Raw genomic sequence first — 12,713 nt, 5'->3', positions numbered from 1 at the left:
AATTAGTCAATTTATGTTCCAATACTTATTTTATGTCAAAATGACTTGTTTTTGTTCGTTTTTATCAATATAAGAAGAAATAATCGGTCAAATTGTCTTTTTTAGAGTATTTTGTAATAATTTTAATTATATATATTATGAAAAAAATATTGATTCTGATGTTGCTTTTTGCATTGTTTTCTTGTAAAGAAGAGTCAAAACAAACCAAAGTCATTGTTAACAAAGTAAAGTTAACAAAAGATGATTTTAAATTGCCAAATTATGAAGAATTAACTCTTTTAAATGAGCCTTTACCTGATCCAAAACCAGGAGATTGGCTGAGTGAGCATGATGAGAACGGACAATCATTTGATCAATATTTTAAAAATAAGAATCTTGTTTCTCCTTCAAAGAAGATTAATATTATTTATATTCAGCCGATAGGTACATTTACAGATTGGGAAAAAAAGATAATTGATTGGAACACCACTTATATACAATTGTTTTTTGGTTTGAAAACAGTTCAGTTAGACCCAATAACTGAGGAAAGTATACCAAATGATAAACAAAGAATACATAACGGAAATGAACAGTTGCATGCTGGTTATATCATTCATTCACTTTTGCCAAAAAAGAAGCCTAAAGATGGTATTGTTATTATGGCTTTAACTGCAAAAGATTTGTATCCAGATCCAAAATGGAATTTTGTTTTTGGTTTAGCAAGCTATGAAAAGCAAACAGGTGTTTCTTCTATTTTTAGATATTCTGATGAGAAATTAAATAAAGAGAATTATCATATTTGTTTAAGACGCATTATAAAAACATCAACTCATGAAATTAGCCATATGTTTTCGGTTTTGCATTGTATTGAAGCAATTTGTTTAATGAACGGAGTAAATAATCTTAAAGAAGGAGATTCAAGACCAAATGCTTTGTGTTCAGTATGTTTGTCTAAATTATCATGGAATCTTAATTTTAATGATTTGGAGCGAATGGATAATCTAATTGATTTTATGAATGAACATCATTTAGAAGAAGATGCAGCGATTTTAAGTAAGCAAAGAGCTATTATTGCAAAATAAGTTAAGCATAATGGAAACTTAACTACTTTTAAATATAAAATTGTTCATCAGTAACCATTACAATTTCAGTAACTTTGTAAAAAATAAATAACTATGAGTTTTTTAAATAAAATATTTGGTAGTTCTGAGAATGAAAAAAAGGAAGAGTTTAGTATAGAACCTAAGTTTTATACACTAACTAGTATGGAAGAACTCGAAACAATTGAGACTATTTCATATGAAAAACCAGTTGTTCTTTTTAAACATAGTACGAGATGTAGTATTAGTCGTTTTGCATTAAAACGTTTTGATACAGAATATGATTTTTCTGAAGAGCAAATAAATTGGTATTTATTAGATTTATTAAATTATAGAGATTTATCAAATGAAATTGCTAGACGTTATAATATAGAACATCAGTCTCCTCAAATTATTATAATTAGAAATGGTAAAGCTGTTTTTGATACATCGCATGATGCTATTGGTGTTTACGATTTAAAGCAATTTATATAATGAAGTATAGTTTTATAATTATTGGTCTTTTTACTTTGTCTATTTCATGTAAAAAAACGGAGGAGAAAAAAACTGAAAGTCTTAAAGAAGAAATTGGAATTACAGAGGAAAAATATTTGATAGGTACTTATACAGATTTGCTTTCACAAGGAATAAATTTAATTTCTTTTTTTCCAGATAGTCAAGAATTAAAGTTGAATCAAGTTATTGATAGTTTACAAAATCCATCTTTTGTTATTGTTAATAAAGAAAAGACAATTGTAGTTGCTGTTGGAGAGATTCAAGGAGAAAGAGGAGGTTTGTTAACTTCATTTTGGTATACCAAAGAAAATAATACTTTTCAAAAGATTAGTACTGTAAATACTTTGGGAAATGATCCTTGTACACTAGCTTTTAGTCCAAATGAAAATGCTATATTAGTTGGGAATTATTCAGGTGGTAATTTGAGTGTTTTTCCAATCAATGAAAAAGGAGTAATTGAAAATATGCCTCAATTGATTCAATATGAAGGTAATAGTATAACTAAAGAAAGACAAGAGAAGTCACATGTACATTGCATTGCTTTTCATCCGAAAGATTCAATGGTTTTTGTAACTGATTTAGGAAGAGATACAATTGAAATTATTCCATATACTGAAGAGAATGATTTGTTTAAACTTTTATCTGATAACACAACTTCTGTAAGAGTTCCTGATGGTTCTGGACCAAGACATATTGTTTTTAGTGCAAACGGAGATAAGGCTTATACTGTTTTTGAGCTTACTAACGAAGTTGGTGTTTTTGATTATAAAGATAATTCGTTAGTTTTAAAAGAAGTTTTAGCATTAACAAAAACAAAAGCAAAATTAGGTTCGGCTGCTGAATTAAAGCTAAGTGAAGACAATGCTTTTTTATATGTGAGTGTTAGGGGAGAAGATAATCAATTAGTTGTTTTTAAATTAAATAATGAAACGGCTATAGAAAAGATACAAACTATTGAAACAGGTTTAAAACCAAGAAATTTTATTCTATCTAATAAAGAAGATTTTCTTTTAGTTGCTAATCAAGAGTCTAATTCCATTTTAGTATTTGCTAGGGATAAAAATACAGGTTTGTTAACGCAAACTTCTATTGAAATTTCGATTAACAAACCTGTTTATTTTTGTAACTTTTAAACTTAAAAATTATTTTTTAATAAACTGTCAAATAAATATAGAAAACAAAAAACACATTACATACAATATGTAATGTGTTTTTGTTTTAAAGCGAGTAGATAAAATAGCTACCTCCTAAACTTATTATTGGTAATAATAGTTTTTATTTTTACTTTTAAATCTTCACCAGTATCATAGACCATTTGCTCATTACTAGGAAAGGCAACAGCTCTTCTATCAAAATATTGATAGTAATTTTGATCGCAAGCACGCTTGTCTCCATTATAATTTGCATAAATATAATCAAATACAAATTCACTAGTTACAGGAAAAGCATCAATCAATTGGTTATTTCTAAAATCGATATAATCAATTTTAGCTGTAACTTGGCAAGATTTAAATTGGGTAAATTCATAAATACTTACCGAAATAGTTTTAAAGTTATCTACTTTAATTGTATTTCCAAGACTGTCTTTTACAACATTTCCATTACTATCTAAGAGTGTCTTTGTGCCATCTTTAATTTGTTTTTCTTTAATGAACTGTTTTTCTTTCACTTGTTCAGGTGAAATAGCAATATTCCTAAAATTAACAATCATTCCATAATCATAATTGATGTTTTTCTGACGATTATTATGATATACTGTCCATTTATCATTAATTCCGTAAGTACTAAAATCTAACAAATCATCTTGTAAACGAGCAGGAATAACCATATTTGTTTCGTTTTTAGTATATACATGAACAAAATCAGTTCCTTTTAATTGTGCTTGATCCATTAAAGCTCTTACATCATTATAATTTGGATTTAACTGGTCTAAATAGCTCAAATCATCAAAAGCTTGACGAAAATCCATCTTATTTTTTGAAGTCATTAATTTTTTAGCATTAGTATATAAATAACCAGATAAATCATTTTTGCTACTAATAATTTCATCAGAATAATCTTCCATAGGGAAAATAGCATTTCTTCCTTCTTTAATTAATTGTAGAGGTAATAAAGGCTTAATTCTTTCCTGACGATTTCGTAATTGAGTATATAAACTATAAATTCTTTCGTAGTTGGCTGGATTATTTTCTTTAATTAATAAATTTAAGTTAGATTCATCTCTAGCTTTTGCTTTAGCAAAAGATTCTTCTAATAGATAAACATAATCCTGTTTTCCTTTTGCATTTTTGTTGTTTTTCAATGAATTGATAGCGTTCTCAATAGCACCATCATAATCACCATTACTTAGCATGGATTGGGTTTGTTTAACTCCACAACTAATAATTACAAGCGATAAAATAATAAAAGTAATTTTTCTCATAAATAAATCATTTAGGCAAAGATAAAATTTTTTAGATGCAGAAAGTTGCTGTAAGTCATATCTTTTTGTTTTTTTATTATCATACAAAAAGGATGCCATTTCAATTATAGCTAAAAAAAAACTCCAAAATTATTTTTTGGAGTTTTAAACATTTGTAAGATATAATTATTTTATAGAAATAGCTGGTAATAATTTGCTTGCACACTCACCAAAACCTATTCTTATTTCATCATTTTCACAATATCCTCTGATAATAACAGTATCATTATCATTAATAAATTTACGTTCAGTTCCATCATTAAGAATAACAGGATTTTTACCACTCCAAGTTAATTCTAACATTGATCCAAATGAATCTGGTGTTGGTCCTGATATTGTTCCACTTCCCATCATATCTCCAGAATTTACTCGACAACCGTTAATAGTATGGTGTGCTAATTGTTGAGACATAGACCAATACATGTATTTAAAATTAGAATTAGAAACAATTGTTTCTTCACTATTTTCAGGTTTAATAGCAACTTGAAGATTAATATCGAAAGCTTTTTTACCAGACTGTTGTAAATAGGGTAATGGAGTAGGTGACTGCTCTGGTCCTTTAACTCTAAAAGCTTCTAAGGCATCCATAGTTACAATCCATGGAGAGATTGAAGATGCAAAGTTTTTAGCTAAGAATGGACCAAGTGGAACATATTCCCATTTTTGAATGTCTCTTGCACTCCAGTCATTAAATAATACCATTCCGAAAATATACTCTTCAGCTTGATCAACTGGAATACGTTCACCCATTAAATTAGCATCAGTAGTTATAAAGGCAGTTTCTAATTCAAAATCTACTGATTTAGAAGGGCCAAAAACAGGCTCAGTTGCTCCAACTGGTAAAGTTTGTCCATTTGGACGTCTAACAGAAACACCGCTAGGAACAATTGTAGAACTTCTTCCATGATATCCTACTGGGATATGAAGCCAGTTTGGTAATAAAGCATTTTCTGGATCACGAAACATTTTACCTACATTTGTTGCGTGCTCTTTAGAACTATAAAAATCAGTATAATCGCCTATTTGAACAGGTAATAACATTTCGATATCTTTAACATCGAAAATGACTATATCTCTGTGTTTTTTATTGTCTCTTAGCTTTGGATTTTCAGCATCAAAAATTTCAACTAATCTGTTACGAACTAGTCTCCATGTTTTTTTGCCATCAGAAATAAAATCGTTTAAGGTGTCTTGCATAAACATATCATCTGTAAGATCTATTCCTTCAAAATATCCTAATTGTTGCAAAGCACCCATGTCAATTGCTGAATTTCCAATTCGTGTACCAATGGTAATTACATCTTCTTTTGTAATAAATACTCCAAAAGGTATATTTTGAATAGGGAAGTCACTTTTTTCGGGTACAGTTATCCAAGATTTTCTAGTAGGATCATTTGCTATATTTGGCATAATATTTTGTTAGTTTTTTGTTGAAAAATTATACACCAAATATAAACTTTACTGCTAATTTAACAAACCTTTTTTGTAATTTTGAATAAATTTTAACGAATTACTAAGAAATGCAACGCGACGAACAAATTTTTGATCTTATTCTGGATGAACAAGACAGACAAATTCATGGAATAGAACTAATTGCTTCTGAAAACTTTGTAAGTGATCAAGTGATGGAAGCTGCTGGTTCTGTGTTAACTAATAAATATGCAGAGGGTTATCCTGGAAAGCGTTATTATGGTGGCTGTGAGGTAGTAGATATTGTAGAACAAATAGCAATTGATAGAGCCAAAGAATTATTTGGAGCCGAATATGTAAATGTTCAGCCTCATTCTGGTTCACAAGCTAATACTGCTGTATTTTTTGCCTGTTTAAAGCCAGGTGATAAAATATTAGGCTTTGATCTATCACATGGAGGACATTTAACACATGGTTCACCAGTTAATTTTTCAGGTAGATTATATAATCCTTGTTTCTATGGAGTTGAGGAAGAAACAGGAAGATTAAATTATGATAAAATTCAAGAAATTGCTACAGCAGAAAAGCCAAAAATGATTATTGCAGGTGCTTCTGCCTATTCTCGTGATATGGATTTTGAGCGTTTTCGCAAAATTGCAGATAGCGTTGGAGCTCTTCTTTTAGCTGATATTTCTCATCCAGCAGGGTTAATTGCAAAAGGATTATTGAATGATCCAATTCCTCATTGTCATATTGTTACTACTACAACTCATAAGACTTTAAGGGGTCCAAGAGGAGGAATGATTATGATGGGTAAAGATTTTGAAAATCCATGGGGTTTAAAAACTCCTAAAGGAGACATTAGAATGATGTCACATATTTTAGATATGGCTGTGTTTCCTGGAAATCAAGGAGGCCCTTTAATGCATATAATTGCAGCTAAAGCAGTTGCTTTTGGTGAAGCTTTAACAGATGAATTCTTTAGATATACTATGCAAGTACAAAAGAATGCACAAGCTATGGCTACTGCTTTTGTAAAAAGAGGGTATCATTTAATTTCCGGAGGAACTGACAATCATATGATGTTGATTGATTTAAGAAACAAAAATATTACAGGTAAAGAAGCGGAAAATGCATTGGTAAAAGCAGAAATTACAGTAAACAAAAATATGGTTCCTTTTGATGATAAATCTCCATTTGTAACTTCTGGAATAAGAGTAGGAACTCCTGCAATTACTACTCGTGGTTTAATCGAAGAGGATATGGAAACTATAGTTGCTTTGATTGATAAAGTTATTACAAATCATACTGATGAAACTATTTTAGAACAAGTAGCTGAAGAGGTAAATGATTTAATGGGAGAAAGAGCTATGTTTGTTTTTTAAGACATAAATCTTACAAATTATAAAGAAGAAACCGTCTCAAAACAAAAAATGAGACGGTTTTTTATATTTTGAATATATCAAAATATTTTCTCTAAAGAACTGATTATAATTTTATAATCTGAAAATAGTCAGGATAAAGTGTATATAACTCTTTCGATTGAAAAGTCATTATTGTTATTTCTATATCGTTTACTTTTATTATTATTTGTTGAGGTGATAACTCACCAGAAATAATTTCAATTTCTTGTTGTGTGTTTTTGTCTTTAATGAGAAACTTGTCTTTATTGTATGAAATGTTGTTTGTAGTTCCTTTATTAAATTCACTTCCTAAAAATGTAATTGAAAAATCCGGAAATTGTAAGACTACGTTTTTAATTTTTGGTATATTTTTGTTAAAGTCAGGAAAAAGCAAAGTCTCAACATCATCGCTTAATTTTTTTTCTAAATCACTCTTAGTTGAATTGAACCCAGTTGATGGTGTTTTGATTTTCTTCTCATAAAGTTGTAGTATTTGAACTTGGTTATTACCGCTAAATATAAGGTCTATCTGTTCAGCTTCAGAACCAAAAGATTTCATCATATCGCCATCTGCAGGAATTTGTTCAATATCATCCATCAATCGATTTATAAATTTGTTATCTTCTATTTTAACAGATTTTTTAATTTTATGATCAGAAATACTGTTGTATTTAATAATTTCAAGAGATGTACATTTTCTATTTAATGACCAAGTTTTTTTCATAATTATTACATTATTGGATAGTTGTGGTGAAATTTGTGTTGGTTAAAAAATATATTTTTTATTTTCTAGAAGATTTATCTAAATCTAAAATTAGGCAAAAAAATAATGAGGTTGAAAAGCCTCATTATTTTTTATACTTACATAGTTTATGATATAATACAAACTGCTCATTAAATAACAAATAAACTTATTTATTTGAAGCACCATTATTTACCTAAAAGTCTTTTCTTTAATGTTCTATCTACAGCTCTTTCTTCTAACCAAATTCCAAATAAAGCTTTTCTAAAATCAACACCTTCAATTTCACCAGTTAGTTTATCATTAATGAGAACATAGGTTTTCTTATCATTTGCAGAATAGACAAACTCAACATAGCCTTTTTCTGTTACAGATTCGAAGAAGGACATAAAAAGGTTCAAACGATCTCTTAATGGTTCTAAATCACCTTTATATGATTTTTCCATTCCTTCTTCAATTGCTTTTATTAATTTTTCTCTAGTTACAAGAGAAGAAGTAACATATAATCTAGTTGCTATGGTTTCTGGAGAATTTAGAATTTCATCTGGATTAGATGATTTTTCAACAAGATATAATGCTTGTACATATAAGTTAATCCACATTTTATCTCTAATTCCATAACCATTAAGAATTAATTTGGTTTTTTTATCACCATCTTTTACTTTAATGTGTTTTTTAATCTTAATTCCATCAACATCTAAATCATCTTGAGAAAATGACATAAAACTTACTAGGAAAGCCAATAACAAAATAATTTTTTTCATAAATTTAAAATTTTGGGTTACAAAACTAATTATATATTACTAAAGGTACTATTTTTTTGTCAAAAAAAAAGTAATTTTTATCAATATATAAAATTAAATTGCAAAATTAATGCCAAAAATAAAAAGCATGATATTCAAAATATCATGCTTTTATAATGATGTTATAATTTACTTGAATTATTTAGCTTCTAAATTTTTCATTTCTTTTTCAATCATTTCATAAAATTGATCGATTTTTGGTAAAATGATAATTTTTGTTCTTCTATTTTTTGAACGATTCTCTGGAGTATCATTTTCCACTAAAGGAATATAATAACTTCTACCAGCAGGAATAAGTTGTTTAGGATCTACTCCTAATTCATTTTGCAATACTCTTACAATAGAAGTAGCTCTTTTAACGGATAAATCCCAGTTGTCTAGTAATACAGTATTTTTAATTGGCACATTATCAGTATGTCCTTCAACCATACATTCAAAATCTGGTTTACTGTTTATAACTTTAGCAACTTTTCCTAATACATTTTTTGCACCTGGACTTACTTCATAACTTCCAGATTTAAAAAGAAGATTATCTGCAATTGATATAAATACAACTCCTTTTTCAACATTTATATTAATATCTGGATCATTTAATCCTACTTCTTTTTTCAAACTTGTTACTAATGCTAAGGTTACACTATCTTTTTTAGATAAAGCATCCTGTAATCTTGATATTTTTAAATCTTTCTCTTTTAAACTCTCTAGAGATTTTTCTAAATTTTGAGCACCTTTAGTAGTTAAAACTGTTAGCTCTTTGGAACTATTAATTAAATCTGAATTATTTTTTTTGAGATATTCCAATTGGCTTGCAATTGAAGATTTTTCTGTTAAACAATTATTCAGTTTAATTGTTGCAGAATTTAGTAAATCCTGAATTTCTTTATTCTTGTTTTCTAATTCAGTGAATTTTTTCTTAGAAACACAAGAAGTTAATGACATTAATACTAATGTACTGACTAAAACGATTTTCTTCATAATTCAATTATTTTTTACAAAAATATATACAATTAAGCTCACTTTGAAATTAATATAGCTAAACTATTGTTAAAATAATTTACTATATACTTGTTGCTTTTTTATAAAAAAACGAATGATAATAGAAGATATTGTGTAATAATCCTCTCTGTTTGTTAAATTTCTCTTTTTATAATTTTTTGTAAAATTCTTATAAAAATTTAAATGTGCTTTTAATACAGACCAAGCATGTGAGATTTTACCTATACTTAAAAAGTGAATAGCAGCAAATCCATCTAATACCATTCTTAAAAAGAGAATTATAATTAATTTTCTTTTAGGTAAATTTTTAGTCAGCATAAATAGTGAATTCCGAAAATTTAGATATGTTTTTTTTGGATTCGAATTGTCTAAAGTGGCACCTCCTACATGATAGACAACTGATTTAGTACAATATTTTGTAATATAATTGTTATTATATGCTCTCCAACACAAATCTATTTCTTCTTGATGTGCAAAGAAATCTTCATCAAAACCATTTAAAGTTTTATAAACTTCATTTCTTATAAATAAACATGCACCAGAAGCCCAAAAAATAGGAATATCAGTATCATATTGACCTTGGTCTTTTTCAATACAGTCAAAAATACGACCTCTGCAATAGGGATAACCAAATTTATCAATAAAACCACCTGCTGCTCCAGCATATTCAAAATGAGTTTTATTTTTATAATCTAGGATTTTAGGTTGAATCATGGCTGTTTTGGACTCCTTATCAAAAAGATTTATTATAGGTTGTAACCAATTTTCAGTCACTTCAACATCACTATTTACTAAAGCTAAGTAATCTTCGGTTATCGATTTTAATCCTTCGTTATAGCCTTTAGCAAAACCAAAATTTCCTGTATTAGTAATAACTATTACTGTTGGAAATTCTTTTTTTAAAACTGTAATAGAATCATCTGTAGATGCATTATCAATTACATAAATAGTAGCTTCTTTTGAAAATTGTATCACAGAAGGTAAAAATTGTCTTAATAAATCAACTCCGTTCCAATTTAATATGACTACAGCAATTTTTTTCATTTAAAATAATTGAAAAATTATATATTTAACAGATGTAATAAAGCCTACAATAAATATTATTCCTACTAAAACAACAAATAGTAAACAGCCTACTAAAGCGATATCAATTCCCGACTCTTTTTTAGCTGAAACCGTCTTTTCTGTAGGTACTTTATTAACAATTTCAATACTTTCTATGTGAATTTCACCAAAAGTGATTGAGTTTGTTTCTTTCATGTGAAAAATGGAAGACTCTTCTTCAAAATCTTTTGGACAAGCAACTATGGTTTTTGCAATTTCATTTTTTAAAACTTCTAAACCTTCAGCATTAGCTTCAATATTAAAACCAACATGATGAGGATCATAAAGAAATTCTAAATATGGAACTTGTTTTACAGAAATTAATTCCTTTTCATTTCTAACAATTTTATCTATTTCTTCCAAATAATCATTAATTAAAGTGAGGTAATTCTTTTAAAAAAGTATATTTTTCATTTTCAAAATCCATTTGGCAAAAATAATGATTTAGACCATTGGTAACCATTAAATGTTCTGCTTTTAAGATTAAATTATATTGTGCGATTTGATCAAATGTTTGTTGGGAAATTGTAACTTCAGGAGCTTTGCATTCGATAAGAAGAAAAATAGAACCATTAGAATTAAAAACAACTATATCATATCTCTTATTTATGCCATTAACTTTTACCAGTTTTTCAACATTAATATATGATTTTGAATATTTTTTCTCATAAATTAAATAATGTAATGTGTTTTGACGAACCCATTCTTCTGGTGTTAGAATTATAAATTTTTTTCTAATTTCATCAAAAATATAGGTTTTATTTTCACTATTTTTGAACCGAAATGAATAAATTGGAAAATTTAATTGTTTCATTATGCAAAATTAGGCAATTATTACAAACAGCCAACAGATTACTAATAGCTATTATGGATGAAGTTTTACAAATTATTAAGGATATTAAATCTGGAAATTTTAAGCCTATTTATTTTTTAATGGGCGAAGAGCCTTATTATATTGATAAATTAACGGAATATATTGAAGATAATGTACTTACTGAAGAGGAGAAAGGATTTAATCAAGTAGTTTTGTATGGTAGAGATACATCGATAGAAGATATTGTTTCAAATGCCAAACGTTATCCCATGATGGCTGAAAGACAAGTGGTTATTGTAAAAGAAGCACAAGAATTGTCTAGAACGATAGATAAATTAGAGTCTTATGCTGAAAATCCTCAACCAACAACTGTTTTAGTTTTTGCTTATAAATATAAAACTTTAGATAAGAGAAAAAAAGTAACCAAAGTTTTAGCTAAAGCGGGAATTGTATTTGAAAGTAAAAAATTATATGAAAATCAAGTTGGTGATTGGATAAAAAGAGTATTAGCTGGGCAAAAATATAGTATAGAGCCAAAAGCTGCTGCTATGTTGGTAGAATTTTTAGGAACAGATCTTTCAAAGATTAGTAATGAATTAGACAAATTAAAAATTATACTACCTAAAGGTCATTCTATTACAGCTAAAGATATTGAAGATAATATAGGTATTAGTAAAGATTATAATAACTTTGAACTTAGAAAATCAATAGGGGAGAAAAATCAGTTAAAAGCTTATAAAATAATTACTTATTTTTCTCAAAATCCAAAAGATAATCCTATTGTTGTAACTACTGGTCTTGTATTTGGTTTTTTCTCCCAATTACTTCAATATCATGGACTAAAAGATAAATCGAAAGCTAATGTAGCAAAGGTTTTAAAAGTGAATCCCTATTTTTTATCTGATTATGATATTGCTATTAAAAATTATCCTATGAAGAAAGTTAGTGCTATTGTTTCTTCTTTAAGAGATATTGATGTTAAAAGTAAAGGAGTAGGAGCGAACTCCATTTCGCAACACGATTTATTAAAAGAAATGTTGATAAAAATATTTAATTAGCAAAAAAGCTGTTTCACGAGTTATGAAACAACTTCTTTTATTAAATTGAAATTCTGTTTGTTTTAAATAAAACATTCTTTCTTTTTAGTAAACCAAAGCTTTTTCTGTTTGTGCCAAGCTTTTATCTAAAAAGAATTATGTTTATTCTTGTTGTGCCAAAGCTTATTTCGATTGAGCCAAAGCTTTGTTTGATTGAGCCAATACCTTTTCTGATTGTGCCAAAGCCTTGTTTGATTGAGCCAAAGGCTTGTTTGATTGAGCCAAAGCTTTGTTCGGTTGAGCCATTGTCTTTTCTGATTTAGCCAAAGTCTTGTTTGTTTTTGCTGATGGTTCTTCTGAGATTGTTCA

At 27.9% G+C, this 12,713-nt stretch carries 14 protein-coding genes; 5 read left to right on the top strand and 9 right to left on the bottom strand.

Annotated features, from left to right (window positions below; all coding sequences use genetic code 11):
- Window positions 1-137 precede the first annotated feature (137 nt).
- From ACULEV_RS08675 to ACULEV_RS08665, 3 genes are all read left to right on the top strand, one after another.
- Complete coding sequence (locus ACULEV_RS08675) at window positions 138-1,061, top strand: archaemetzincin (protein ID WP_445458275.1); 924 nt, start codon at window positions 138-140, stop codon at window positions 1,059-1,061.
- 93 nt (window positions 1,062-1,154) lie between these two features.
- On the top strand, window positions 1,155-1,553 hold the full coding sequence (ytxJ, locus tag ACULEV_RS08670; protein WP_445458274.1) for a bacillithiol system redox-active protein YtxJ: 399 nt from the start codon (window positions 1,155-1,157) through the stop codon (window positions 1,551-1,553).
- The gene (locus tag ACULEV_RS08665; RefSeq protein ID WP_445458273.1) at window positions 1,553-2,707 is read left to right on the top strand and encodes a lactonase family protein; all 1,155 of its coding nucleotides are present in this window, start codon (window positions 1,553-1,555) and stop codon (window positions 2,705-2,707) included. The genes ytxJ and ACULEV_RS08665 overlap by 1 nt, the downstream gene beginning before the upstream one ends.
- A gap of 107 nt (window positions 2,708-2,814) precedes the next feature.
- Here the strand turns inward: ACULEV_RS08665 and ACULEV_RS08660 are convergent, their stop codons facing one another.
- Together ACULEV_RS08660 and fahA are read right to left on the bottom strand one after the other, a co-directional pair.
- The gene (locus tag ACULEV_RS08660; RefSeq protein WP_445458272.1) at window positions 2,815-3,996 is read right to left on the bottom strand and encodes a hypothetical protein; all 1,182 of its coding nucleotides are present in this window, start codon (window positions 3,994-3,996) and stop codon (window positions 2,815-2,817) included.
- A 165-nt stretch (window positions 3,997-4,161) separates the two neighbouring features.
- Window positions 4,162-5,445 (bottom strand): fumarylacetoacetase, encoded by a 1,284-nt coding sequence (gene fahA / locus ACULEV_RS08655; protein ID WP_445458271.1) that lies wholly within the window; start codon window positions 5,443-5,445, stop codon window positions 4,162-4,164.
- Window positions 5,446-5,555: 110 nt separating this feature from the next.
- Between fahA and glyA the strand changes: the two genes are divergently transcribed.
- Window positions 5,556-6,830 carry a serine hydroxymethyltransferase gene (gene glyA / locus ACULEV_RS08650; RefSeq protein WP_445458270.1) on the top strand — a complete coding sequence of 425 codons (1,275 nt, stop codon included), beginning with the start codon at window positions 5,556-5,558 and terminating at the stop codon, window positions 6,828-6,830.
- A 103-nt stretch (window positions 6,831-6,933) separates the two neighbouring features.
- Here glyA and ACULEV_RS08645 read toward each other — a convergent pair whose 3' ends face one another.
- The 6 genes from ACULEV_RS08645 to ACULEV_RS08620 all read right to left on the bottom strand — a co-directional run bounded on the left by ACULEV_RS08645 (window position 6,934) and on the right by ACULEV_RS08620 (window position 11,307).
- On the bottom strand, window positions 6,934-7,572 hold the full coding sequence (locus ACULEV_RS08645) for a hypothetical protein (RefSeq protein ID WP_445458269.1): 639 nt from the start codon (window positions 7,570-7,572) through the stop codon (window positions 6,934-6,936).
- 206 nt (window positions 7,573-7,778) lie between these two features.
- Complete coding sequence (locus tag ACULEV_RS08640; RefSeq protein ID WP_445458268.1) at window positions 7,779-8,354, bottom strand: chalcone isomerase family protein; 576 nt, start codon at window positions 8,352-8,354, stop codon at window positions 7,779-7,781.
- 177 nt (window positions 8,355-8,531) lie between these two features.
- Entirely contained in the window at window positions 8,532-9,368 is an 837-nt protein-coding gene (locus tag ACULEV_RS08635) for an OmpA family protein (RefSeq protein WP_445458267.1), read from the bottom strand.
- A gap of 69 nt (window positions 9,369-9,437) precedes the next feature.
- On the bottom strand, window positions 9,438-10,433 hold the full coding sequence (locus ACULEV_RS08630) for a glycosyltransferase family 2 protein (protein WP_445458266.1): 996 nt from the start codon (window positions 10,431-10,433) through the stop codon (window positions 9,438-9,440).
- Complete coding sequence (locus ACULEV_RS08625) at window positions 10,434-10,856, bottom strand: hypothetical protein (protein WP_445458265.1); 423 nt, start codon at window positions 10,854-10,856, stop codon at window positions 10,434-10,436.
- Window positions 10,857-10,863: 7 nt separating this feature from the next.
- Entirely contained in the window at window positions 10,864-11,307 is a 444-nt protein-coding gene (locus tag ACULEV_RS08620) for a type I restriction enzyme HsdR N-terminal domain-containing protein (protein ID WP_445458264.1), read from the bottom strand.
- Window positions 11,308-11,360: 53 nt separating this feature from the next.
- On the opposite strand from ACULEV_RS08620, the gene holA reads away from it, so the two are divergent.
- Entirely contained in the window at window positions 11,361-12,365 is a 1,005-nt protein-coding gene (holA, locus tag ACULEV_RS08615; RefSeq protein ID WP_445458263.1) for a DNA polymerase III subunit delta, read from the top strand.
- A 162-nt stretch (window positions 12,366-12,527) separates the two neighbouring features.
- On the opposite strand, the gene ACULEV_RS08610 is transcribed toward holA, so the two are convergent.
- Window positions 12,528-12,650 carry a hypothetical protein gene (locus tag ACULEV_RS08610; protein WP_445458262.1) on the bottom strand — a complete coding sequence of 41 codons (123 nt, stop codon included), beginning with the start codon at window positions 12,648-12,650 and terminating at the stop codon, window positions 12,528-12,530.
- Window positions 12,651-12,713 lie beyond the last annotated feature (63 nt).

It is taken from the genome of Flavobacterium sp. HNIBRBA15423, assembly GCF_052655965.1.
Note: the sequence above shows the minus strand (reverse complement) of the source record. Positions and strands in the feature narration are given on the sequence as shown.

Excerpts from the sequence above, each read along its gene's own strand:
- ACULEV_RS08675 (WP_445458275.1), top strand. The coding sequence starts at position 138 with ATGAAAAAAATATTGATTCTGATGTTGCTTTTTGCATTGTTTTCTTGT.
- ytxJ (WP_445458274.1), top strand. The coding sequence starts at position 1,155 with ATGAGTTTTTTAAATAAAATATTTGGTAGTTCTGAGAATGAAAAAAAG.
- ACULEV_RS08665 (WP_445458273.1), top strand. The coding sequence starts at position 1,553 with ATGAAGTATAGTTTTATAATTATTGGTCTTTTTACTTTGTCTATTTCA.
- ACULEV_RS08660 (WP_445458272.1), bottom strand. The coding sequence starts at position 3,996 with ATGAGAAAAATTACTTTTATTATTTTATCGCTTGTAATTATTAGTTGT.
- fahA (WP_445458271.1), bottom strand. The coding sequence starts at position 5,445 with ATGCCAAATATAGCAAATGATCCTACTAGAAAATCTTGGATAACTGTA.
- glyA (WP_445458270.1), top strand. The coding sequence starts at position 5,556 with ATGCAACGCGACGAACAAATTTTTGATCTTATTCTGGATGAACAAGAC.
- ACULEV_RS08645 (WP_445458269.1), bottom strand. The coding sequence starts at position 7,572 with ATGAAAAAAACTTGGTCATTAAATAGAAAATGTACATCTCTTGAAATT.
- ACULEV_RS08640 (WP_445458268.1), bottom strand. The coding sequence starts at position 8,354 with ATGAAAAAAATTATTTTGTTATTGGCTTTCCTAGTAAGTTTTATGTCA.
- ACULEV_RS08635 (WP_445458267.1), bottom strand. The coding sequence starts at position 9,368 with ATGAAGAAAATCGTTTTAGTCAGTACATTAGTATTAATGTCATTAACT.
- ACULEV_RS08630 (WP_445458266.1), bottom strand. The coding sequence starts at position 10,433 with ATGAAAAAAATTGCTGTAGTCATATTAAATTGGAACGGAGTTGATTTA.
- ACULEV_RS08620 (WP_445458264.1), bottom strand. The coding sequence starts at position 11,307 with ATGAAACAATTAAATTTTCCAATTTATTCATTTCGGTTCAAAAATAGT.
- holA (WP_445458263.1), top strand. The coding sequence starts at position 11,361 with ATGGATGAAGTTTTACAAATTATTAAGGATATTAAATCTGGAAATTTT.
- ACULEV_RS08610 (WP_445458262.1), bottom strand. The coding sequence starts at position 12,650 with ATGGCTCAACCGAACAAAGCTTTGGCTCAATCAAACAAGCCTTTGGCT.